The sequence below is a fragment of the Novosphingobium resinovorum genome, from assembly GCF_001742225.1.
Classification (GTDB): domain Bacteria; phylum Pseudomonadota; class Alphaproteobacteria; order Sphingomonadales; family Sphingomonadaceae; genus Novosphingobium; species Novosphingobium resinovorum_A.
This window is the reverse complement of the sequence record NZ_CP017075.1, coordinates 2,505,106-2,526,784: the sequence shown is the minus strand read 5'-3', so window position 1 is coordinate 2,526,784 and position 21,679 is coordinate 2,505,106. Positions and strand designations below refer to the sequence as shown.

General features: G+C 61.1%; 20 protein-coding genes and 2 pseudogenes. 13 read left to right on the top strand and 9 right to left on the bottom strand.

Annotated features, from left to right (window positions below):
* Positions 1-80: 80 nt before the first annotated feature.
* From BES08_RS11855 to BES08_RS31815, 5 genes and pseudogenes are all read left to right on the top strand, one after another.
* Positions 81-1,247 (top strand): nucleotide sugar dehydrogenase, encoded by a 1,167-nt coding sequence (locus tag BES08_RS11855; RefSeq protein ID WP_069708402.1) that lies wholly within the window; start codon positions 81-83, stop codon positions 1,245-1,247.
* Positions 1,248-1,292: 45 nt separating this feature from the next.
* On the top strand, positions 1,293-2,420 hold the full coding sequence (gene gmd / locus BES08_RS11850) for a GDP-mannose 4,6-dehydratase (protein ID WP_069708401.1): 1,128 nt from the start codon (positions 1,293-1,295) through the stop codon (positions 2,418-2,420).
* Between the two features lie 17 nt (positions 2,421-2,437).
* Complete coding sequence (gene fcl / locus BES08_RS11845; protein ID WP_069708400.1) at positions 2,438-3,394, top strand: GDP-L-fucose synthase; 957 nt, start codon at positions 2,438-2,440, stop codon at positions 3,392-3,394.
* An 88-nt stretch (positions 3,395-3,482) separates the two neighbouring features.
* Complete coding sequence (locus tag BES08_RS11840; RefSeq protein WP_069708399.1) at positions 3,483-4,709, top strand: WcaI family glycosyltransferase; 1,227 nt, start codon at positions 3,483-3,485, stop codon at positions 4,707-4,709.
* A 379-nt stretch (positions 4,710-5,088) separates the two neighbouring features.
* Positions 5,089-5,202 (top strand): annotated as a pseudogene (locus BES08_RS31815) (ATP-binding protein); the annotation flags it as partial.
* 346 nt (positions 5,203-5,548) lie between these two features.
* Here the strand turns inward: BES08_RS31815 and BES08_RS11835 are convergent.
* Genes BES08_RS11835 through BES08_RS11820 form a run of 4 tightly spaced genes read right to left on the bottom strand, consistent with a single transcriptional unit; the run spans position 5,549 to position 8,505 of the window.
* On the bottom strand, positions 5,549-6,130 hold the full coding sequence (locus BES08_RS11835; protein WP_069708398.1) for a UPF0149 family protein: 582 nt from the start codon (positions 6,128-6,130) through the stop codon (positions 5,549-5,551).
* Positions 6,127-7,680, bottom strand: coding sequence for an IS66 family transposase (gene tnpC / locus BES08_RS11830; protein ID WP_069708397.1), 1,554 nt, complete (start codon positions 7,678-7,680; stop codon positions 6,127-6,129). Before tnpC ends, BES08_RS11835 begins: the two co-directional genes overlap by 4 nt.
* A gap of 49 nt (positions 7,681-7,729) precedes the next feature.
* Positions 7,730-8,083, bottom strand: coding sequence for an IS66 family insertion sequence element accessory protein TnpB (gene tnpB, locus BES08_RS11825; RefSeq protein WP_008827841.1), 354 nt, complete (start codon positions 8,081-8,083; stop codon positions 7,730-7,732).
* The gene (locus tag BES08_RS11820) at positions 8,080-8,505 is read right to left on the bottom strand and encodes a transposase (RefSeq protein ID WP_083274657.1); all 426 of its coding nucleotides are present in this window, start codon (positions 8,503-8,505) and stop codon (positions 8,080-8,082) included. The genes tnpB and BES08_RS11820 overlap by 4 nt, the downstream gene beginning before the upstream one ends.
* Before the next feature lie 90 nt (positions 8,506-8,595).
* On the opposite strand from BES08_RS11820, the pseudogene istA reads away from it, so the two are divergent.
* A pseudogene (gene istA, locus BES08_RS11815) lies at positions 8,596-9,255 on the top strand (IS21 family transposase); the annotation flags it as partial.
* 355 nt (positions 9,256-9,610) lie between these two features.
* On the opposite strand, the gene otsA reads toward istA, so the two are convergent.
* The 3 genes from otsA to otsB all read right to left on the bottom strand — a co-directional run bounded on the left by otsA (position 9,611) and on the right by otsB (position 13,826).
* The gene (gene otsA / locus BES08_RS11810) at positions 9,611-11,101 is read right to left on the bottom strand and encodes an alpha,alpha-trehalose-phosphate synthase (UDP-forming) (RefSeq protein WP_069708395.1); all 1,491 of its coding nucleotides are present in this window, start codon (positions 11,099-11,101) and stop codon (positions 9,611-9,613) included.
* 89 nt (positions 11,102-11,190) lie between these two features.
* Positions 11,191-13,005, bottom strand: coding sequence for a glycoside hydrolase family 15 protein (locus BES08_RS11805; protein WP_069708394.1), 1,815 nt, complete (start codon positions 13,003-13,005; stop codon positions 11,191-11,193).
* Positions 13,002-13,826, bottom strand: a complete 825-nt coding sequence (gene otsB, locus BES08_RS11800; RefSeq protein ID WP_036526825.1) for a trehalose-phosphatase — start codon at positions 13,824-13,826, stop codon at positions 13,002-13,004. The genes BES08_RS11805 and otsB overlap by 4 nt, the downstream gene beginning before the upstream one ends.
* A gap of 228 nt (positions 13,827-14,054) precedes the next feature.
* Here otsB and BES08_RS11795 point away from each other — a divergent pair, with 228 nt between their 5' ends.
* The 7 genes from BES08_RS11795 to BES08_RS34690 all read left to right on the top strand — a co-directional run bounded on the left by BES08_RS11795 (position 14,055) and on the right by BES08_RS34690 (position 20,607).
* Entirely contained in the window at positions 14,055-15,101 is a 1,047-nt protein-coding gene (locus BES08_RS11795) for a mannose-1-phosphate guanylyltransferase (protein WP_069708393.1), read from the top strand.
* 166 nt (positions 15,102-15,267) lie between these two features.
* Positions 15,268-16,020: an HAD-IIB family hydrolase gene (locus tag BES08_RS11790; protein WP_069708392.1), complete on the top strand. Its 753-nt coding sequence runs from the start codon at positions 15,268-15,270 to the stop codon at positions 16,018-16,020.
* 44 nt (positions 16,021-16,064) lie between these two features.
* The gene (locus tag BES08_RS11785; RefSeq protein ID WP_069708391.1) at positions 16,065-16,622 is read left to right on the top strand and encodes a hypothetical protein; all 558 of its coding nucleotides are present in this window, start codon (positions 16,065-16,067) and stop codon (positions 16,620-16,622) included.
* 88 nt (positions 16,623-16,710) lie between these two features.
* The gene (locus BES08_RS11780; RefSeq protein ID WP_069708390.1) at positions 16,711-17,169 is read left to right on the top strand and encodes a Dps family protein; all 459 of its coding nucleotides are present in this window, start codon (positions 16,711-16,713) and stop codon (positions 17,167-17,169) included.
* Between the two features lie 135 nt (positions 17,170-17,304).
* Positions 17,305-18,437 (top strand): IS3 family transposase gene (locus BES08_RS11770; RefSeq protein WP_156799850.1). Its coding sequence is split into 2 segments (ribosomal slippage): positions 17,305-17,566 and positions 17,566-18,437, totalling 1,134 coding nucleotides; the frame shifts between segments, so codons are not numbered across the junction.
* 915 nt (positions 18,438-19,352) lie between these two features.
* On the top strand, positions 19,353-20,279 hold the full coding sequence (locus BES08_RS11765; protein WP_069708387.1) for a HEPN domain-containing protein: 927 nt from the start codon (positions 19,353-19,355) through the stop codon (positions 20,277-20,279).
* The gene (locus BES08_RS34690; protein ID WP_420873439.1) at positions 20,254-20,607 is read left to right on the top strand and encodes an RNA polymerase sigma factor; all 354 of its coding nucleotides are present in this window, start codon (positions 20,254-20,256) and stop codon (positions 20,605-20,607) included. The genes BES08_RS11765 and BES08_RS34690 overlap by 26 nt, the downstream gene beginning before the upstream one ends.
* Here the strand turns inward: BES08_RS34690 and BES08_RS11755 are convergent.
* Both BES08_RS11755 and BES08_RS11750 read right to left on the bottom strand, forming a co-directional pair.
* Positions 20,598-21,491, bottom strand: a complete 894-nt coding sequence (locus BES08_RS11755; RefSeq protein ID WP_083274654.1) for a hypothetical protein — start codon at positions 21,489-21,491, stop codon at positions 20,598-20,600. The genes BES08_RS34690 and BES08_RS11755 overlap by 10 nt on opposite strands.
* The gene (locus tag BES08_RS11750) at positions 21,478-21,672 is read right to left on the bottom strand and encodes a helix-turn-helix domain-containing protein (RefSeq protein WP_069708385.1); all 195 of its coding nucleotides are present in this window, start codon (positions 21,670-21,672) and stop codon (positions 21,478-21,480) included. The genes BES08_RS11755 and BES08_RS11750 overlap by 14 nt, the downstream gene beginning before the upstream one ends.
* Positions 21,673-21,679 lie beyond the last annotated feature (7 nt).

Here is a 21,679-nt window from a genome sequence, read left to right as displayed (position 1 = left end):
TCCTGGATCATTTTTCGATGATTTCTGTTCGAGGGCAATTTCCGCAAAACCAAGCTGAAAAGCTGTGAAAGCGAGTTGAGATGAAGATTGCCGTGTTCGGCCTGGGCTATGTTGGGTTGTCCAACGCCGTTCTTCTGGGCCAACGCAATCAGGTCGTCGCGGTCGACGTATCCCAGGAGCGCGTCGATCTCCTCAACGCGAGGCGGTCGCCCATCATTGATGCCGAGCTTGAACACTACCTCGCGGACAAGACGCTTGACCTGACGGCGACCACCGATGCAACGCACGCGCTGGCGGATGCGTCCTTTGTGATCATCGCGACACCGACGAACTACGATGTCGATACCGACAAGTTCGATACATCCTCGGTCGAATCAGTAATCCGCACGACGATCGCCGTAAACAAGGACGCCATGATCGTCGTTAAATCGACCATTCCGGTCGGATTCGTCGATGACGTACGAGCCCGCCTCGAAACCGACCAAGTCGTTTTCAGCCCCGAATTTCTGCGCGAAGGCAGCGCGCTGTACGACAATTTGCATCCATCGCGTATCGTCGTCGGCGAACATTCGGACCGGGCTAAGCAGTTCGCCGACCTGCTTGTCCAGGGCGCAGTGTCGAAGGACGTCCCCGTCCTGTTCACGGATTCGCGAGAAGCCGAGGCGATCAAGCTTTTTGCGAACACCTACCTCGCCATGCGCGTGGCGTTCTTCAACGAACTGGACAGCTACGCCATCGCCGGCGGGATGGACACGCGGCAGATCATCGATGGGGTTTGCCTCGATCCGCGGATCGGCAGCCATTACAACAATCCCAGTTTCGGCTATGGTGGCTATTGTCTGCCCAAGGATACCAAACAGTTGCTGGCGAACTACTCCGACGTGCCGCAAAACCTGATCCGCGCCATCGTCGATGCGAACCGGACCCGGAAGGATTTCCTTGCCGCCAGGATCATCGCACGCAAGCCAAAGAGGGTTGGCGTGTTTCGCCTGGTGATGAAGTCCGGATCGGACAATTTCAGGCAATCCTCGATCCAGGGGATCATGAAACGGATTAAGGCCAAGGGCATCGAAGTCGAAATCTACGAGCCGGCTATGAAGGAAGATGAATTTTTCGGGTCGAAAGTTGTGCGCAGTCTGGAGAAGTTCCGGGAAAATTGCGACGTCATCGTCGCGAACCGCATGACGTCGGAACTGGAATGTGTTCAGGAAAAAGTATTTACGCGCGATATTTTTGGATCAAACTGAAGCGTAACTCCGCAATCATTACGCCGATTGTGAAAGGAAGCGAAATTGAGTAAGAAAAAAGTAGCGCTAATCACTGGCGTTACCGGGCAAGATGGCTCCTACCTTGCGGAATTCCTGCTAGAAAAGGGCTACGAGGTCCACGGTATCAAGCGTCGCGCCTCCTTGTTCAACACGCAGCGCATCGACCATATCTATCAGGATCCGCATGCGCCCTCGCCGGATCTCAAGCTGCACTACGGCGACTTGTCGGACACGTCGAACCTGACGCGCATCATTCAGGAGATCCGGCCGGACGAGGTCTACAATCTGGGCGCCCAGAGCCACGTCGCTGTAAGCTTCGAGGCGCCGGAATATACCGCGGATGTCGACGCCATCGGCACCCTGCGCCTGCTTGAGGCCATTCGTTTCCTTGGCTTGGAAAAAAAGACCAAATTCTACCAGGCATCGACCTCCGAGCTTTACGGTCTGGTCCAGGAAATCCCGCAGCGGGAGACGACGCCGTTCTATCCGCGTTCGCCCTATGCCGTGGCCAAGCTCTACGCGTACTGGATCACGGTCAACTACCGTGAATCCTACGGTATGTATGCCTGCAACGGCGTCCTCTTCAACCACGAGAGCCCGCGCCGCGGCGAGACTTTCGTAACGCGCAAGATCACGCGCGGTCTTGCCAACATCGCGCAGGGGCTGGAGCCCTGCCTTTACATGGGCAATATTGACTCGCTGCGCGACTGGGGTCACGCTAAGGATTATATCCGCATGCAGTGGATGATGCTGCAGCAGGACAATCCCGAGGATTTCGTGATTGCGACCGGCGTTCAGTATTCGGTGCGCGAGTTCATCACGTGGTCGGCCGCCCACCTAGGCATCACCCTGCGCTTTGAAGGCGAAGGTGTCGACGAAGTTGGCATCGTTGACGCCGTCACCGGTGCGAACGCCCCCTCTGTCGCGGAAGGCGACGTGATCGTGCGTATCGATCCGCGTTACTTCCGTCCCGCCGAAGTCGAGACCCTGTTGGGCGATCCTGCAAAGGCGAAGGAAAAGCTGGGCTGGGTGCCGGAAATCACTGTGCAGGAAATGTGCGAGGAAATGGTCGCGGAAGACCTCAAGGTCGCGAAGCGCCACGCCCTGCTCAAGGAGCACGGGTTTGAATTGCCGGTGTCGCTCGAATCCTGAGCAGGAGAGCCCAGATTATGCGTGTCTATGTAGCAGGTCATCGTGGCATGGTCGGCGGAGCCATCAGCCGCAAGCTGGCGGAGCGCGGTGATGAAGTCGTGACCCGCACGCACGCACAGCTGGATCTCACCGATCAGGCCGCAGTGCGGAACTTCTTCGCGTCTGAAAAAGTCGACGCGGTAGTTCTGGCTGCGGCCAAGGTCGGCGGCATTCATGCCAACAATACGTATCCGGCCCAATTCATCTACGAAAACATGATGATCGAGGCCAATGTCGTGCACCAGGCCTATGCCGTGGGCGTCACCAAGCTGCTGTTCCTCGGCTCCTCGTGCATCTACCCGCGGGCCGTGGCACAGCCGATGCGCGAGGATGCGCTGCTGACCGGCGTCCTTGAGCCTACGAACGAACCGTATGCGATCGCCAAGATCGCCGGCATCAAGTTGTGCGAGAGCTACAATCGCCAGTACGGTACTGACTATCGCAGCGTCATGCCCACCAACCTTTACGGCCCGGGCGACAATTTTCATCTGGAAAACTCGCATGTCATGCCGGCCCTGATCCGCCGCTTCCACGAGTCGGTTCGCGACGGCATCGATACGGTCGCGATATGGGGATCGGGCACGCCGATGCGCGAATTCCTTCACGTCGATGACATGGCGGATGCGTCGATCTTCGTGCTAGACCTGCCGTCTGCGCAGTACGAGGCAAATACCCAGCCCATGCTCAGCCACATTAACGTTGGTTACGGCGAGGATGTCTCGATTGCGGAACTGGCGCATCTCGTCGCAAAGGTAACCGGCTTTACCGGCGAGATCGTATTCGACGCCTCGAAGCCCGACGGCACTATGCGCAAGCTCATGGATTCCAGCCGCCTGAACGCAATGGGATGGAGGCCTTCGGTCGCCCTCGAAGAAGGTATTGCGGAAACCTATCAATGGTTCTGCGCCAACGTGGTGCAAGCCGCAGAGGTCTGAAACCAACCGTCCATTCTCGACTTGCAGCCCGATCTCGGTTTGCAGGCCGATTGGCCGCGCGAATTGTTATGTCGGGAATCCGAACAGCATGAATATCCTCGTCTTCGGAATCAACTATGCTCCCGAAATGGTGGGCATCGGTCCCTATACGGCGGGAATGGCGGAACATCTGGCAAGCGCGGGCCATCATGTGACGGTGATATGCGGTAAGCCTTACTATCCCCAGTGGAAGGTGGAGCCTGCGTTCCGGGGCGGGGGTGTACGAATAGACACGGAACGCGGCGTGCGGGTGGTTCGGGTGCCAATCTACACGCCCGAAGTGCCCGATGCAAAACGGCGCATCCTGCATCACATGAGTTTCGCGGCGCGCGCGGAACTTGCGATGCGGGCCGAGATCCGGCGAATGCGGCCCAATGTGGTCATCGGCATTGCCCCTTCGCTCATCTCGATGGTGGCGGCCCGCCGTGCCGCGCAAAAGACCGGGGCGAAATTCTGGCTGCACATCCAGGATTTCGAAGTCGAGGCCGCATTCGCGACAGGGCTGCTGAAGGATGGCGGCAAGCTAGCAACGGCAGCCCTGAACTTCGAGAAATGGGCGATCCAGGCTGATGTAGTCAGCACTATTTCTCCCCAGATGTGCGCGAAACTGCAGGAAAAGGGCATAACCGAAGCGCGTGTCGTGGAGTTCCGCAACTGGGCGAACATCGACGAAATCCAGCCGTTGGAGGAACCTTCCCCATACTTGGCCGAGTGGCAGATCGACCGCCCCCATGTAGCCCTGTATTCCGGCAACATCGCCAACAAGCAGGGCATCGAACTGGTGGTCGAAGCAGCCCGGCGGCTGGCGCATCGCATGGATCTGATGTTCGTGGTCTGCGGCAACGGGCCGAATCGTGAAAGACTGCTGCGCCAGGCCGGGGACCTCGACAACATCCGGTTTCACGATCTCCAGCCGCGCGAGCGGCTGTCGGAACTGCTGGGCATCGCAACGGTCCACTTGTTGCCCCAAATCGCCGAGGCGGCTGACCTGTTGCTTCCCTCCAAGCTCACCAACATGCTGGCATCCGGGCGACCAGTTCTGGCCACAGCCTTGCCTGGCACCGGACTTGCCGATGAAGTCAAAGGGTGTGGCTGCATCGCGCCTCCCGGCGATGCCGCCACTTTCAGCGACACGCTTGTCGCTATGCTGGATGACCCGGCCATGCGGGTCGCGGCGGGATCGGCTGCCAGGCAGCGAGCGGTCACGCGCTGGAGCCGGTCGGCCATCCTCGAAGCTTTCGAAGCGAGCCTTCGGGCTGTCGTCGCACCATCTTGAACGAATTTACATGGCGCGGTGTGTTGGTTCAATCGACTTGCGGCAAAAGCTAGTCGGGGCTTGAATGCCCCGGCATCGCCGCAGTGCTCCGGCGTCAGGATGTCAGGCCGATTGTGGAAAGCGCGGTTCGGATCGCATCGATCACCGCTTTTAGGGCTGCCGTATCGGCGGCTGGTGACACAATCTCCGGCTGCCTGGTCGTCGGCTGGACCTCTGTCCATGCCCTCGCGCGGTTGGTGAGCAGCAGGCAGCCCCCTGGGCCATCAAAGGTGGACGCCTTCTGTGGTTGCCGCCCGTAGTGCAAGATGATTCTGTTCTGCGAAGGGAGTGATCGAGCGCGCGCTTCTGTCAGACCTTTTCGTGCGGCGTGCTGCGGATTCCGAACGTCTTCCACGACGCCAAGATGACCACCGCGCTTCTCGATCGCATCACCCACCATTGCGACATCATCGAGACAGGCAACGACAGCTGGCGGTTCAAAAACCGAAACTGAGCCCCAAACCCCTTCCTGCGGATTCCGGGGTCATCCCGGCCACCATTCCGATTTGATCCCGGCCGGGATTCCGAGATGATGCCGGCCACCATTCCGAGCAATTCCCGGCCACCCGGGAGGGAGTGAGAAGTCCGATCGTTGGGTCCATCCCATCGGCGCAGCAGCCGGAGGATGGAGATGCCGACGAGGAGGCCAAAGATGCGCCATGTGCGCGAAGTACTGAGAATGCATCGGGAGGCTTGCGTCCCGATGCGCGAGATCGCCCGACTGACCGGCCTTGCTCGATCTACAGTGCGCGACATGATCGTAACCGCTGCTTCGACCCCACGTGGGATGTGGAGAGGCTTCAGTGTACGGTCAAAGTTCTTGCAAAGGCACACTGGTCATGGATGAAGGAGATGATCTGGGGGATCATCCGCCAGGTATCTGCAAGAGCCTGATTTGCGAGAGGATCCTGGAGCTGGTCGATCCATGATATGCCATCGATGATCGTGCTTTGGCCAAGGATAGCTGCAAGCGGCAGGCCGAAGTCTCGATCAGACACGAAGGGCTTCCATGCGTCCATGTCCAGATGCATTGCGGTGAAGAAGCCATTGGCAAAGTCTTCCAGCAGGACCTCGCCGTCCTCGGTCCGCATATAGATCGGCGCATAGACCTCAGGGCACTCGGCAAGCTCGATGCAGATCTGGTTGTAGCGCTTAAGGATCGTTCGGCGCGCGGGTGCCGATCGGGCGCTTTGGACGTGTTCGCGCAGGATGCTCTTGAGCCATATGTCCGGATTGATGATGGACGGGCCGGCAGCCAACGCCGCGAGGAAGCCATCGATCGAGGAGACACCGGCGACCGGCGGATCAAGCGTATCGAGCCAGATTTCGAGCTGCTCTAATGAGAGCGTTCTGCCGGATGCGGTTTGACGTTTGAAGCTCATGCTGCCAGCGCTTCTAGCCGATCAGTCGCAGGGCGCCAGTTCCATGCCAACAGGCTGTGCAGATCGTTGATCATCACCTCCTCATTCACGATCCGCTCGAGCACATCGTTGAGCCAGGTGTAGGGATCGAGGCCATTGAGGCGAGCAGTCTGGAGAAGCGAGGCAAGCACCGCCCAGGTCCGGGCTCCTTCCTCGCTCCCCGCAAAAAGGCTCGACTTTCTACCTTGGGCAACATTTCTCATCCCTCGCTCGACGGTGTTGGTATCGACCTCGACACGCCCGTCTTCCAGGAATAGCGTCAGGCCCTTCCAGTGGTTGAGGGTGTAGCGCATCGCCTTTGCCAGATCGGATTTGGGTGAGAGCCTGGGCAGCATGTCGTCGATCTGCGTTTTGATCGTAGCCATCACCTTACAGGTTTCCGCCTGGCGGGCCGCTAACCGATCTGCGGCATTGCTGGCGCGCACCCGGGCCTCGATCGCGTAGACCTCGCCGATCAGGCCGATGATCGCGGCGGCCACCGGCGACGGGGATTTACGGTAGGCGTCCACGAACTTGCGACGGGCATGGGCAAGACAAAAGACCAGCACGATCCCTTCCGCCCCCTTGCGGACCAGCGCCTTGTAGGCGCCATAGCCGTCGACCTGGAGGATGCCCCGATAGCCGGCTAGCTGCTGGCGCGCTTCGGCATGCCCGCGGCCGCGCGCGTGAATGTATGCCACCGCCGGTCGCGCCGGGCCTGACCAGGGACCATCATCGCAGGCATGTGCCCAGAACTGCGTGATCCGGGTTCGTTTTCTTCCTTTCTCAAGGACCGGCATTCGCGTCCCGTCACAGAAAATCCGCGATTGCGCGTGGATGTACGCGAGTTGCAATTCATACAGAGATCTCAGCCACCATGCGATCTTGCGCATCCAGCGGCTTGGTAGGGCGCGATCGAGGATGGCGCCCTGTCCGGCCAGCATCTGAAGCTGCCGGTTGAGAGGGATTGACCATGCAAATCGCGCTGTGGCCATCCAGGCCAGCGTCGAGGTGGTAACCATCGAGCCCGGGATCGCACGCCGGGGCGCTGGTGCCTGAATAACCCCCTCACGGCAATTGCGGCAGGCATAGCGAGGGCGAACGGTACGAATGACGCGTACGATGGCCGGAACCCAGTCGAGGGCCTCACTGGCATCCTCTCCGATTTTGTGGAGTTTGCCTGCGCAGCAAGGGCAATCCAATGTCTGCGGATCGATCACCTGCTCTACCCGCTCAAGATGGGCGGGCAGCGCCATTATGCCGCGCTTCGCGCGCGGGCGCTTGATCACAGGCTTGTCTTCTGGCGCTTCATCGTCATTGGCCGCGACCGTCGGCGTGCTCACAAGATCGCCCAGATCCAGTTGCCCCTGATCTCCCAGAATGACGCTGGCGCGTTCCGATCGATTGCCGAATGCTTGTTGGGCCATGCCTTTGAGGAGCGAGCGCAGTTGAGCGTTTTCAGCCCGGAGTTCCCGCACAAGGGCGGCCATCTGCTCGAGATTGTCAGGAAGATTATCGGCTTCGGCAGGCATGCGTGACTATACCACACAGCCCTCATTATACTACAAAAAACCGCAGAATTCAGCCAAAAATAGCGGGCCGCCGCGCCGCCTGGAATGGCAGTTTGTGCCAATCCAGGCCTGACAGAAGGGCCACACATTGAGCTCCGGTCAGAGCAAGAGTGCCGCCTTGCACTGCAGGCCAATAAAACTTCCCATGGTCGAGCCATTTTGTCGCCATAACCGCGCCGGAGCCGTCATGACGGACCAACTTGATTTTGTCAGCAGCCTTATTGCGGAAGACAAACACATCACCGGCGCAGGCATCATGGCCTAGAACATGTGTCACCAGTCCCATCAGCCGGTTGATCCCGGCCCTGAAGTCGATGGGCTGCGTCGCCACATAAATCCGCACGCTTCCATCGATCGGGATCATTCCCGGATCGCCGCCAGAACGGTGCGCAAGTGCTCCGACTCGACCGCGCCGCAAATACGAACTGTCACATCGCGCACCGTCAATTCCATGCTGGGTGGCGATGCCGGGATGGCCGGCATTTGCGCTTGCTCCTCACGAACCACCGTGACTGGCACAAGCCGCAGTTCTTCAACGGTCCCCGCCGCTCGCGCCTGCCGGCGCCAATAATGCAGCAGGCCAAGGCCGACGCCGTTATCCCGCGAAACCTGCGCTACCGTTTTTCCGGAGGTGAAGCTTTCCGCAAGAATACGATCGCGCTCATCATCCGGCCATCGCTCGTGCCGACGCCGGACTGCCTCCAAACTAACCGTCAAACGCGAACTTGCACTGTGCGACGCACACGTCAAACCAACGTTTGGCACCCCATCAATTTCCTCAACCACTGCCCGAGCTCCTCAACGTCTCGCGCAGATCTACCCCTCAAAAATCAACCAGAATACGTGGGGTCGAAGCAGCGGTTACACATGATCGTGCGCTTCCACCGGTCGGGGTTGGAGTGGCCGGTTCCATCCGAGCTTGGCGACATAGATCTGGAGGGACGTCTGTATGGCGCCTCTGGGGTCAAACCTGGGCGGCGTAAGCTGCCCGAGCCGGACTGGCCGGTGGTGGCGCGCGAACTGAAGCGCAAACACGTGACGCTGCAGGTGCTCTGGGAGGAATACCGCGCCGAGCATCCGGACGGGTATCGATACTCGAGATTCTGTGATCTGTTCCGCCGGTGGGAAGGCCGCCTGCCGCTGGTCCTGCGCCAGAACCATGCCGGAGGCGAAAAGCTGTTCCTCGACTACGCTGGCGACACGGTGCCGGTCGTGGTGGACCGCAGGACCGGGGAAGTCCGCGGTGCCCACATCTTCGTTGCCGTAATGGGCGGATCGAGCCTGTCGTTTGCGCTGGCGACATGGACCGAGCAGTTTCCCGATTGGATCGCGGGCAACAACGCCGCCTTCGCCTTCTTCCGCGGCGTTCCCCAGTTGCTGGTGCCCGACAACGCCAAGGTGGCGGTGATCAAGGCCTGTCACTTCGATCCTCAGGTGAACCGAAGCTACACCGACATGGCGCGGCATTACGGTACGGCGATCCTGCCGACGCGGCCGCGCAAGCCGCGGGACAAGGCCAAGGTCGAAGCCTGCGTCGTGGACCACTGCTGCCACGCTTGGAACCGCCTCATCGATCAGCCATGGTGCATCATGTCCATCGGGTTACGCAAATGGGCGCATGGGTCATGATCAGAGAGTCTTGGTATTATACGTCGCCAGCAGCGGGACTCTCCCGCCGCTACCGTGGTGGAATATTGCTCCACCGTTCTCAGCCTGCTCATCTCCAGTGAGATGTAAAAAGCGTCGCATTCCGGGCAAAGCCGTTTGGACCGTGTCCAGCCCATTGACTATTCCCAGCGCTTTAACGACACCTGCGCTCACCAGTGTCGCCCGGCGTACCAATCGCTCAGTCACATCCTTCGCCGATTGACCGTACCCCGTCGAGCTCTGGTTAATGACTTCCTGCTATCTCGGTGGCACCTAACTTGGCCGATTCCTCCTGCGCGGCGAGTTCTGGGTCAGCGGCACTCGGTCCGCCGTCCGACTTAAGCGCACTGCTGCCCTTTTCCACGCCGGACAATGCAAGAACGTACTGCTTCAGCCAGTGCAGGACGTCCATTTCCTTCACGGAAGCGAGCAGCGCAGCATGCCGGCGCTTACGTTCCTTCAGCGGCATATCCAGGGCGCGGCTGATCGTCTCGGCGACATGTTCCACCGAGTGCGGGTTGACCAGCAGGGCGTCCTTGAGTTGGGTGGCCGCGCCGGCAAACTGTGAAAGGATCAGCACGCCGGGATCCTCCGGATCCTGGGCGGCCACGTATTCCTTTGCCACAAGGTTCATGCCGTCGCGCAGTGGGGTCACCAACCCGACATTTGCCGCGCGATAGAACCCTGCAAGTTCAGCCCGGGGATAGCCCCGGTTAACGTACCGGATGGGTACGAAATCGACATTGGCATGAGCGCCGTTGATGTGCCCTGTCTTTCGCTCGAGGTCCTCGCGAATCTGCTGATAGCTTTCAACGTCGCCCCGACTTGGCGGCGCGATCTGGAGCAGGACTGCCTTTCCCGCCATATCGGGGTGATCGGAAAGAAAACGGCTGAAACTCTCGAAGCGCTCACCCAGCCCCTTGGAATAGTCCAGTCTATCCACGCCGATGAGAATTTTCCGGCCTCTGACGCTATCCCTGAGCCGCTGGTGCGCTTCCTTGGCAACCTCGCTCTTCGCGGCTTGCGAGAATTCGGCGTAGTCGATCCCGATGGGAAAGGCGCGGGCGATCACGCGCCGGCCCTGGTATTCGATCGAATTGTCGAGGTTGACCGTCAGGCCCATCTCCTTCTGGACATAATGAAGGAAGCTTTCCAGCCATTCGGTCGTTTGCAGGCCAATCACGTCGTATTCGAGCATCGATGCGACGAGGCGCTCATGGAAGGGCAGCGACGCCAAAAGCCGGGTTGGCGGCCACGGGGTGTGCAGGAACAGGCCGATGCGGTTCTTGATGCCCTTGCGGCGCAAGATTGAGCCCAGCGGAAGCAGATGGTAGTCATGCACCCAGACGAGATCATCGTCTGCGATCAAAGGGTAGACCGAATCCGCAAATCGCTCATTGACGCGCTCATAACCTTCACCGAAATTGCGATCATATTCTGTTAGATCAATTCGGTAGTGAAATAACGGCCAAAGAGTTCTGTTGGCGTAGCCATTGTAGTACTCTTCCACATCTTGTGCTTCGAGGTCGATTGTCGCGGTTGTCACGCCCTCATTGCGTTGCATATCGAGGTGGCCCGTAAATTCCTCTGTTTCCTGACCGGACCAGCCAAACCAGATGCCGCCATGTTCGCGAAGCGCCGAATTCAAGGCGACAGCAAGACCACCTTGCGCCCCCGCCGCGCCCGCGGCGCTTGGCACGCTTACGCGGTTCGAGATGACGATCAATCGGCCCATGTTCTGTCCTTCGTATTACGCGTCGCACCTTTCACACGTTCCCATCGAACGCTTGAGGGCTCGCAGCAGCTGCGGGTAGTTTGTGCGCGTTAACGCCAGTCCCGCCACGACCGGGACAATTGCCCGGCGCAATTTATGATACCTACCAGCGAGTAGGTTTGGGGAAAGTTCCCCCAAAGCTCTGAGGTTTCGAAATCCATATCCTCGGACAAGAGGCCGGAGCGCGTGCGGTGAGCCAGCATCGCTTCGAAGAGGCGCCGGGCCTCCTCATCCTCTCCGCTGCGGTGAAGCGCCTCGATCAACCAGAAGGTGCAGATGTTGAAAGCTGTCTCGGGAAGCCCGAAATCGTCTTCGCTGTCATAGCGAAGCATGTGCTCGCCTCGGCGCAAGGCCTTCTGAACGGCTTTCAGGGTTGCGCGGAACCGTGGATCTTCGGGAGGCAGATAGCGAAGTTCCACCATCTGCAGCAGGCTCGCGTCGAGTTGCGACCCGCCGAAACTGGCCGCGTAATGACCGCCTGCGTCATGACCTTCCACTTCGTGCCACGCACCCGCGTCAATGTTGGCACGTATGGTGTCCGCCCGGTCGCGCCAGAAGGCAGCGCGATCGTCCAGACCGAGATACTGCGCGGCGTTGGACAAGCGGTCGCACGCGGCCCAGCTCATGACGCTGGAATAGGTGTGGACCGCAGTTCGGGTGCGCAATTCCCACAGGCCGGCGTCGGGCATATCGTGAGTCTTCCATGCCATTTCGCCGACCTGCTCGAGGCTGCGAAAATCGTCCTCGTTGGCGATGCGCAGCAGGCGCTGGTCGAGGAAGCTTTGGATCGAAGGCAGCACGATCTGGCCGTAGCAGTCGTTCTGCACCTGGTAATAGGCCGCGTTGCCGACGCGGACGGGCCCGGTGTTGCGGTAGCCCGGTAGGTCGGCGGCCTCCCACTCGATGATCTCCTTGCCGCCGCTGACCGCATAGAGGGGCTGGATGACCCCGTCAGGTGCATCGGCAACGATGTTGCGCAGATAGGCAAGGTACTTCTCAAGGACGTCCAGGGCACCAAGATGGTTGAGGGCCTGAACGGTGTAGTAGGCATCGCGTATCCAGCAATACCGGTAGTCCCAGTTCCGCTGGCTGCCCGGCGCTTCGGGGATGGAGGTCGTCAAGGCCGCGACGATCGCGCCGGTTTCCTCGTGCTGGCACAGCTTAAGCGTGATGGCTGCCCGGATTACCGCATCCTGCCAGTCGAGCGGAGTGGCAAGGCCGCGCACCCACAGGCGCCAGTAATTGCCGGTCCGCTGGAGCATCGTCTCAAGATCATGCTCGACGTTTCCGGCAAATGGCTCATCCGGGCCAAGGAAGAAGTGCAGCGGCTTTTCTAGGCGGAACCAGCGCTCGTCGAGCACGTAGCCGACCGGCGCATCGGTAGTCAGGCGCAGGGAATTGCGCTCCACCAGATAACGAATGTGGTTCGAACCCTGTGTGATCGGGGCGAGTTTCGCGCCATATCCGCTCATCGGCGTGAGGATAGTGCGAATGCGCGGGGCTCCGGATACGGGCCGGACGATGCGCGCGAAGGCCACCGGGCGGTACATGCGGCCAGATCGTTCGAAGCGGGGCGCGAAATCGTAGATTTCCACCGCCCCTCCGCTCGCGTCTTCAAGCCGGGTCACGAGGATGGGTGTATTGCGCAGATAGTGTTGCTGGACGGAGACTTGGTTCTCCAGTTCAAAGCGCCAAGTGCCAGCATCCTGCCCCCCGTCTCCGCGAAGCAGGGCACAGAAAGTGGGATCTCCGTCGACGCGCGGAACGCAGCCCCAGACGATGGCGCCGGACACGTCGATGAGAGCGCTGACCTGGCAGTTGCCGATCGGCCAGAGTTCCAGCGAAGTCGGTACGGGCGACGTCATGGGCGGAAATCTCCTTTATGAACGGCCTCGAGGCCGGCTTCCAGCCATCTGTGCACTTCGGCGACGCCGTCGAGGCGAGAAGTAGCTGCGGTGGGTCGAGGGGCGCCAACCAGCACGCCCTCGCCATCGTACCGGCGCACGGCCGCAAATGCGTCCTCGTCGGTCACGTCGTCTCCTATGAAGATCGGGATGGCGCCATCGAACGCCGGAAGGGCCATGAAGCGCTCTACGGCCGAACCTTTGTCCGACCCGGGCATCGTCACTTCGATCACCTTTTTGCCGTGCTTGATGGCCAGGCCGAATTCGGCAGCCAGGCTTTCTGTGCAGGCACGAAGATTAGGCAGCACTTCAGGATGATGGCGGTAATGGATTGCCGCGCTGAATGGCTTGGGTTCAACCAGAAGCCCGCCGCTTGCCCGGGCGAAGCGGTTGAGCTCGTCAACAACTGCGCCGGGCAGCGGGGCGGCGAGGGGCTCGATCTCGGCATCTGCGGCGGGCCGGAATTCGCCGCCGTGCGATCCTGCGATAGCTAAGCTGATCGGCCCCAGCAAAGCCTCGAGCGCAGCGATAGACCGGCCGGTGACGATCGCCAGACGGCCGTCGAGCTTACGGGAAAGCTGCACGAGAAGCGGAGGCAGGAATTCCGAAACGACGACGTCGTGCGGGTGATCGGCGATTTCGACCAGGGTTCCGTCGAAATCGAGGAAAAGGGCCGTCGATTGCGAAAGGCACAGGCATGGAGGCCGGCCGAGGACAGTATCTGTGGTGAAAAAACAGTCTCGATGCGCCGCCTGTGACGGACCGTCGCTCGAATTGGTCATTTATATTTCAGCCTTGCACCAAGTTCATGCCCTTCTCAAAGGGCTGCCAGATGGTTCAATCACATGCTGCGCCGCAATTGCTCACCGGTCAACGGACAACAAGCCGTTCTGTTCCAGTCCGACATGGCGGCGCAGGAGTTATTTAGCACGTTCCTGTTGCATCGCAGCACGTGACAGGTATTACCGGTTTTCCCAAAGTACCCCGCATCCGTGAGTGACCTTTCGGCCATGTCTATAATCGTACCGGTGATCCTTTGCGGCGGTAGCGGCACGCGGCTGTGGCCGCGCAGCCGGGCCGCGATGCCCAAGCCGTTCCTGCCGCTGGTCGGCGACAGCACCCTGTTCGAAGCGGCGCTGGCCCGCTGCCCGGGCGCCGGAGGCTTTGCAGCCCCGGTCGTGGTGACCGGCCACAAGCACCTCGCCCATGTCGAGGCGCAGCTCGGCGCGGTCGAGGGGGCGCAGGTGATCGTCGAGCCCTCGGCGCGCAATACCGCTGCCGCCATCGCACTCGCCGCCTGCCGCCTGCCCGAAGATGCGGTGATGCTCGTGTGTCCGAGCGACCACCACATCGGCAATACCGAGGCTTTCGCCGTCGCTGCGGCCGCCGCCGCGAAGCTGGCGCAGCAGGGCTGGCTGGTGTCCTTCGGCATCGAGGCGACCCGGCCCGAGACCGGCTTTGGCTACCTCAAGCGCGGCGATGCGATCCCCGAGCACGGCGGTTTTCGCACCGCGCAGTTCGTCGAGAAGCCGGATCTGGAGCGCGCCAAGGCTTTCCTTGCCGAGGGAATCTACGCCTGGAACGGCGGCATCTTCGCGTTCCGGGTGAAGGATTTCCTGGCCGAACTGACCGCGCATCGGCCGGACGTTGCCGCCAGCGTCGCCGATGCGGTGGCGAAGGGCGCCGAGGATGGCCAGCGCTTCCATCCGGACGCGGCAACCTTCGCCGAGGTGCCCGGCGTCTCGGTCGACTACGCGGTGATGGAGAACACCACCCGCGCGGCGATGGTGCCCGCCGACATGGATTGGTCCGACATCGGCAACTGGCAGGCGCTGCACGAGGCGCTTGAGACCGATGCGGACGGCAATTCGGTGCGCGGTTCGGGCACGGTCGAGATGGTCGATTGCCGGGGTGTGCTGGTCGACAGCGACGGTCCGCGCGTCTCGGTGATCGGGCTGGAAGACGTCATCGTCGTCGTCGACGGCGACGATATCATGATCACCACGGTTGCGGGCGTGCAGAAGGTCGGCACGCTCGCCGGTGCGGTCAACCAGTAGACGTTGACCGAAAGGCGCTTGTGCCTGACGTAAATCTTTCCCAATGGCCGGGCATGTGAGTGTACGGGCGATTGGTCATCACAAGGTCGGCTTCTTCGCTAACACGGGAACCGATTTATGGACTTTCTGATCATCGGGTTTCTCGCCGATTCTTGAAGGATGTGGAATGAAGAAAATCGTTGCGTTCGATCTCGACGGTACGCTGGCGCTGAGCAAGCAGCCGCTGACGGAGGAGATGGCGGAGCTTCTCGCGCAGTTGCTCACGGTCGCGCAGGTGGCCGTCATTTCGGGCGGTGACTGGCCGCAGTTCGACAAGCAGGTCGCCAGTCGTCTCCCCGCGCATGCCGATCTCTCGCGCTTGTGGATGATGCCGACCAGCGGCGCCAAGCTCTACCTGCATGGCGAAGGCGCGTGGTCGCCGGTCTATGCGGAACTGTTCACCGAGGAGCAGAAGCAGGAAATCCTCGACGCGTTCGACGCCTCGCTCGCCGCCACCGGGTTCACGCCCGAGGAGACCTGGGGTGAGCGCATCGAGGATCGCGGCAGCCAGATCACCTTCTCGGCGCTCGGCCAGCAGGCGCCGCTCGAGGCCAAGGAGCACTGGGATCCGGACTTCGCCAAGCGCAAGGTTATCCAGGCCGATCTCGTCAAGCGCCTTCCGGGCGTTTCGATCAACCTCGGCGGCGCGACTTCGGTGGACGTCACGCAGCCGGGCGTCGACAAGGCTTGGGGCCTTCGCCGACTGGCCGAGCGCAGCGGGGTGGCGGAAGCGGACATGCTGTTCATCGGCGATGCGATCTTTCCGGGCGGCAACGACTATCCGGCCAAGGCCATGGGCCTCGACACCGTCTGCGTGCGCGATCCTGCCGATACCGCCAATGTGATCACCGCGATCGTCGCCTGCCAGAAGGCGAGCTGAGAGGGCGCGCCCGGAGTGCCGGAAGCGGACATGGTGCAGGCCTGATGCCCGCTTTCTACCTCACCTTTCTGGCCGTCCTGCTGGCGGGGCTCGGCGCGCGTGATCAAGTCACGATCGCCGGGCTCGCGCTCGGTCAGGGACGGCGTCCGGCCGTGCTGGTCGTGGCAATCCTCACCAGCATCGCGACAGCGACGCTGGCGGCCTATGCAGCTGCGCTTATGCTCGTCCAGTTGCCGCCGCCCGCGCGCACCATTTTCGCGGCCATCGCCCTCGGCATGGCCGGGCTAGAATCCATGGTGCTGGCGCCCCGCCGCGATCCGCGCGAGCCGACCAGCTCGCTTGGTGCACTCGCACTGGTATTGCTGGCGCACCAGGTCACGGATGCGCCGCGTTTTCTCGTTTTTGGCATGGGTGTGGGACTTGCCGGTCCATGGCCGGCAGGAGCCGCCGGAGCTATAGGAGGTACGGTGCTTGTCGCTTTTGCTTGGGCGAGGCCCGAGCTTCTGGCGACGCCGGTGGAGCGCTGGATGCGCCGGGTGGTCGGCGTCGTACTGCTGGTCACGGCGATCACCGTGTTCCTCCGGCAAATCGGCATTCTGTGATCGATTTTTGCAATCGAACCTATGCTTTCCAATCGCGTTGCTTGGGCTTAGTTATGTTCACAACACGACAAATCGAGGGAATCCGCTCATGACTTCCAAGGACAACTCGCAGGCCGCGCTCATCGATAGCCTCAACGGGCTTTTGGCGGACACTTTCGCGCTCTACGTGAAGACCAAGAACTTCCACTGGCACGTCCGGGGGCCGCAGTTCCATGACCTGCACCTGCTGTTCGACGCGCATGCGACCGAGATCTTCGGCCTGACCGACCTCATCGCCGAGCGTGTGCGCAAGCTGGGCGGCAAGACCCTGACCTCGATCGGTGCGATCGGCGCGAAGACCAGCATCAAGGACGAAGACGACACCAGCCTCGACGCGATGGCAATGGTCAAGGCCCTGTTCGAGGACAACACCGCCTATGTCGCGACCCTGAAGGCGACCAAGGAACTGGCCGGTGAAGCTGGCGACAACGCCACGGACGGGATCATCGACGACTGGACTGACCAGGCCGAGCAGCGCGCCTGGTTCCTGCGCGAGATTCTCGCCTGACTCATTCCGCAGTGGGCACCGAGACTAGCTCTATCGGATCATCAATGACAGAGGTGGCCTGGGGAATCTGCGCACTGAGATAATTGGATTTTCTGCCTGAGAGCAGCCAGTAAGGCTGCGAGACAGGAGCAGAGAATGAGCAGACGACCCCGGCGCAACCACAGCCCGGCATTCAAGGCGAAGGTAGCACTTGCCGCGATCAAGGGCGAGAAGACGCTGGGAGAGCGGGCGCAGGACTATGACTTGCATCCCAACCAGATCACGACGGGGCGCACGCAGTTGCTCGAAGGAGCGGCCGGCGTATTCGGGTCGGAGAAGTCCTCGGACGAGCCCGCCGTCGACGTGAAGACGCTGCATGCCAAGATAGGCGAGTTGACGTTGGCGAATGATTTTTTGGAAGGCGCGCTCGGCAAGGCAAGACTGTTGCCGAGCGCAAAGCGATGATCGACCGAACGCACACCTTACCGGTGAAGCGTCAGGCGAAGGAACTCGGGATCAGCCGGGGCAGTGTCTATTATCTGCCCCGGCCGGTTTCGTCGAAGAATCTCGCGATCATGCGGCGCATCGATGCGTTGCACCTGGAGTTTCCGTTCGCGGGAAGCCGAATGCTACGTGATTTCCTGCGCCAGGAAAGTATCGAGATTGGCCGCTGCCATGTCGCGAGCCTGATGAAGAAGATGGCGATCGAGGCGGTCTATCGACGTCCCAGCACCTCGAAGCCGGCGCCAGGGCACAAGATCTACCCCTATCTCCTGCGCAAGCTTCCGATCGTGAGGCCCAATCAAGTCTGGGCGACAGACATCAGTTACATCCCCATGGCGCGGGGCTTCGTTTATCTCGTGGCCATCGTCGACTGGTTCAGCCGCAAGGTTCTCAGCCATCGGATTTCGATCACGCTGGAGGCCGACTTCTGCGTGGAAGCGCTCGAGGAAGCCCTGGCGCGCTATGGCAAGCCGGAGATTTCCAATACAGATCGAGGGAGCCAATTCACGAGCCAAGCCTTCACCGGCGTGCTCCGGCGCGAGGGTATCGAGATTAGCATGGACGGCCGCGGCGCCTGGCGCGACAATGTCGTGGTCGAGCGGCTGTGGCGCTCGGTGAAGTACGAAGAAGTCTACCTGCACGCCTACGCTTCGGTCAGCGAAGCGCGCAACGCGATCGGCCGATATCTGGGTTTCTATAACGCCCGGAGACCTCACTCGAGCCTCGGTGGGCGTCCGCCCGATCAGACCTACTTTGACAATCTGCCACAGGCCGTGGCAGCGTGAATTGGCCGCGACTTGCGGGGCGTCACTCCGGCCGGGCTACGCTCGACCTCCATGACGCCCCGCAGGCGGCAGCTTGAACAACCAACCCGCAGACGATCCACTTATCAAACGTCAAAGGCTGTTCTGACGAGCCGGGCCACTTCTGATCTACGCGCACCCACTGGTCAGCGAGGATCACCGACAGGATATGGTTGAGCTGCTGGGCGCCAAGTGCACAACTGTTCCAGTCTTACTGCCGCAAGAGAGTCGATTTTCGGCATAACTGTTTGATTTTAAACAGACCATAATACTGCCATCAGGAATAGCATCTCGGCGGATTTTTCGGAACGCACCCAAGTGTAACGTGTCCGACACTAACGTTTCGCAGCTCTTCGCCGGGACCTTTCGTGTTATCCGTTCTTGCTTTGCGCCGATTCCAATCGCGAGACCTCGCGTTCAAGAACATCCCGAATGAAGGCAGCACGCCTCTGCCGACCGACTAGCTTGTCGATCCGTTCTCCCAATCCGACAGGCAAACGGAGATTGGTTGATTTCAAGTTGAGCGGCGGTCTTCCCATGCAGTCGTCGTAACTCGGCATGACGCCGGTTCAACTGGAAGTGCAATAACCGGCACCGCTTATTGCACTTTTCCTTCTGCAGTGCTATAAGCGGTGCCGGTTATGCTGCGGCGCAGCCCGCGGCTCTTTCCGGGTGGCTCAAGGAAGGCAGCCTGATGACACGCTTGGTCTCCTATGATTCGCAGTTCAGCACATCGCGCTGCGCATTGGTCTCTGTCCCCATGCATGGCGTCTATAGGGTAAGCTTAGTACCTACCGCGATCACTCCACCTGATCGTGCCCCGCTGGACCGCGTGGATGAAGCGATTAGTTCTTCGTGCCTAACGTGGCCCCAGCGCAGCCGTTAGGGGAAATTGGCATGATGTTGCGCGCCGACGCCGATCACATACCCGCTCCGGTCCACAAGGAGCTTCTTCGCGTCGCCACGATCCTGTTTGAGGAATTCGAGGAAACAACTAAAGGCCGATGCTCCAAACATCTCAGGGCGGGCCGCGTCCTCGCGCTGGTCCTCCACCGCCCCCATGCCGGGACGGATTGGGGTGAGGTCGCGCCGGGAGAAGCATTCCGCTTGCTGGTGATCGTCAATTACCCTCGGCTGGCGCGCAGCGATCGCGACTGGCGGCACGTGCGCGACCGACTGCGTCGCGCTTGGGAGCTCGGCGAGATCACCCACCAAGTACGCCTCGACGTCGAAAGTCTGGAGCGGATCAACGCTGCTCTTGCCGAGGGCGTGCCGCATTTCGTTAGCATCGCCAGTCAGGGCATCGCGCTGTATCAGTCAGAGGGATTGCGCTTGCAGTCGCCGCACAGAATGCCCGCCCCGGATCGCATTGCCGCTGGACGCGCGGAATATGCCCATTGGTACGCGCGTGCCACCGACTTCCTGAACGGCGCAGCTTTCTATCAATGGCAGGGGAATGCGCCGATGGCTGCGCTGCTCCTGCATCAGGCGTGCGAGCATTCCTATCAGTGTATACTATGGTCGCTCACTCTGCACGGGCCACGCACCCACGCGCTGGACGAACTGCGCGAGAGCGCGGAGATGCTGGTCGGCCGATTGCGCGAAGCATGGCCCCGCGAAACGCCGTTCGAGCGGCGCGCTTTCGGCTGCATCCGCCGGGCCTATGTCGAGGTGCGCTATGGGCGCCGCTACCGCATCAGTCGGGAGGAACTGGCATGGGCGATGGATCGTACCAGAACCCTTCACGCGCTGGTGGCCGCACACTGCGGCGCGGAGCTGGAGCTTCCGACGCCCGCCAGTGACGAGCTATGCCGTGCGTCGTAAGCGAACCGCCGACGCAGAAATCTGCACCGAGTGCAGAGCCGTGTACACAGAGGCGGTATATCGGCTCCCGCCCTTGAAGCGGAGCGTGTTCCTGCTGCATCGGGTGGACGAGCTTGGCTACGACGAGATTGGCAGGCAACTGAAGATACCCGTCGCGGAGGTGCAGAACTGTCTGCGCGATACCTTGCTCGCCATCGACGCGGCACTCGACGCAATGCTCCCCACCTGCCTAGAACACGAACTTATCATTGGGGCTGGCACGACCTTGTCCAAGCGCCACTGGTGCTGTCGGGCAAGCTGCATACGGCGTTCTCATAATTATTCGTAGGACAGCGGCGCCATGCCGAAGGCGGGCGCGACGACGCTGTTCCAGACCGTCATTCCGGTGCGACCTTCCGCATCCAGTTCAATATGGGCGAGGCTCTGAGCAGGTTGCCGGATGGCGACCGGAACGAAGCGCATCCGCAACCCGGACGCGGTGAACTCCCGTGGCGGGAATGTTCGCCAGAGACCCGCCAGCCCCGGGTCCAGTCGATGATGAAGACAGGGATCTCTCCAGCCCTCCGCCGAAGCGAAAAGGGCCCTGACCGGTTCGCTGACGCAGTCCTCCACGGAGGGATAAAATCGGCGAGCAGAGGCTTCGGCCAGAACAGTCTCGGGTAGGAGGCGGGCGAACGCCGGATCGCAGTGCTGAAACGCCAGGGATGGATCGACGATGAGAAAAGGCGGCGCACAGGTCCAGGCATGGCCTGTAATCTTGAGTGGACCGGGCTTCAGAGCGATGGTCTGCATCTCCCGCCGCAATCCGAGCGCGGGGGCCTCAAGGATCACCGACCCACAGACACCGAAACTCCAGACCCCGAGGCGATCGAGCATGCGCGTCATCATGCAGGATGCGGAAACGCACCGGCCCCGTGCATCGTAACGGGCGAACGCCTTCGCGAGCAGACGCGTCAGCTTCGGGACTGTCGGCCTGACATGGGCCTCGTACTCCGCGGAGATCGGGCGCGTCATGACCCATTCCCCGTATTGGGCGAGATAGGAAGGGTTGGCACTCTCCCGAGCGAGGAATGCCGACTGGTCGTAGAATCCGAACCGGCGCGTATCAATGCCGGATGCCGCGAAGTCGGCGGTCAGCAGGTCATGCTGTCGTTCGCCGGGCGACGGTTGCTCCCGGACGCCCGGCATCGCCCGATCTTCATCGCGGGTCATGACGGGTTTCGTTCCCCCGCGCCCTTCCGATGAGCGCGCGCAGGCTGCTGACGGGTATAAGGGTCATGGAGCCGATCTTCACGATTTCGAGGTCTCCGGAAGCGATGAGCTCGTAGAGACGAGAGCGTCCGATGCCGGTGAGCTTTACCGCGGTGGGGATGCGGACCGTGAGCGGCTCCATCGGCAAT

Excerpts from the sequence above, each read along its gene's own strand:
- BES08_RS11855 (WP_069708402.1), top strand. The coding sequence starts at position 81 with ATGAAGATTGCCGTGTTCGGCCTGGGCTATGTTGGGTTGTCCAACGCC.
- fcl (WP_069708400.1), top strand. The coding sequence starts at position 2,438 with ATGCGTGTCTATGTAGCAGGTCATCGTGGCATGGTCGGCGGAGCCATC.
- BES08_RS11840 (WP_069708399.1), top strand. The coding sequence starts at position 3,483 with ATGAATATCCTCGTCTTCGGAATCAACTATGCTCCCGAAATGGTGGGC.
- BES08_RS11835 (WP_069708398.1), bottom strand. The coding sequence starts at position 6,130 with ATGAGCTTCAAACGTCAAACCGCATCCGGCAGAACGCTCTCATTAGAG.
- tnpC (WP_069708397.1), bottom strand. The coding sequence starts at position 7,680 with ATGCCTGCCGAAGCCGATAATCTTCCTGACAATCTCGAGCAGATGGCC.
- tnpB (WP_008827841.1), bottom strand. The coding sequence starts at position 8,083 with ATGATCCCGATCGATGGAAGCGTGCGGATTTATGTGGCGACGCAGCCC.
- otsA (WP_069708395.1), bottom strand. The coding sequence starts at position 11,101 with ATGGGCCGATTGATCGTCATCTCGAACCGCGTAAGCGTGCCAAGCGCC.
- BES08_RS11805 (WP_069708394.1), bottom strand. The coding sequence starts at position 13,005 with ATGACGTCGCCCGTACCGACTTCGCTGGAACTCTGGCCGATCGGCAAC.
- otsB (WP_036526825.1), bottom strand. The coding sequence starts at position 13,826 with ATGACCAATTCGAGCGACGGTCCGTCACAGGCGGCGCATCGAGACTGT.
- BES08_RS11795 (WP_069708393.1), top strand. The coding sequence starts at position 14,055 with ATGTCTATAATCGTACCGGTGATCCTTTGCGGCGGTAGCGGCACGCGG.
- BES08_RS11790 (WP_069708392.1), top strand. The coding sequence starts at position 15,268 with ATGAAGAAAATCGTTGCGTTCGATCTCGACGGTACGCTGGCGCTGAGC.
- BES08_RS11785 (WP_069708391.1), top strand. The coding sequence starts at position 16,065 with ATGCCCGCTTTCTACCTCACCTTTCTGGCCGTCCTGCTGGCGGGGCTC.
- BES08_RS11780 (WP_069708390.1), top strand. The coding sequence starts at position 16,711 with ATGACTTCCAAGGACAACTCGCAGGCCGCGCTCATCGATAGCCTCAAC.
- BES08_RS11765 (WP_069708387.1), top strand. The coding sequence starts at position 19,353 with ATGATGTTGCGCGCCGACGCCGATCACATACCCGCTCCGGTCCACAAG.
- BES08_RS11755 (WP_083274654.1), bottom strand. The coding sequence starts at position 21,491 with ATGACCCGCGATGAAGATCGGGCGATGCCGGGCGTCCGGGAGCAACCG.
- BES08_RS11750 (WP_069708385.1), bottom strand. The coding sequence starts at position 21,672 with ATGGAGCCGCTCACGGTCCGCATCCCCACCGCGGTAAAGCTCACCGGC.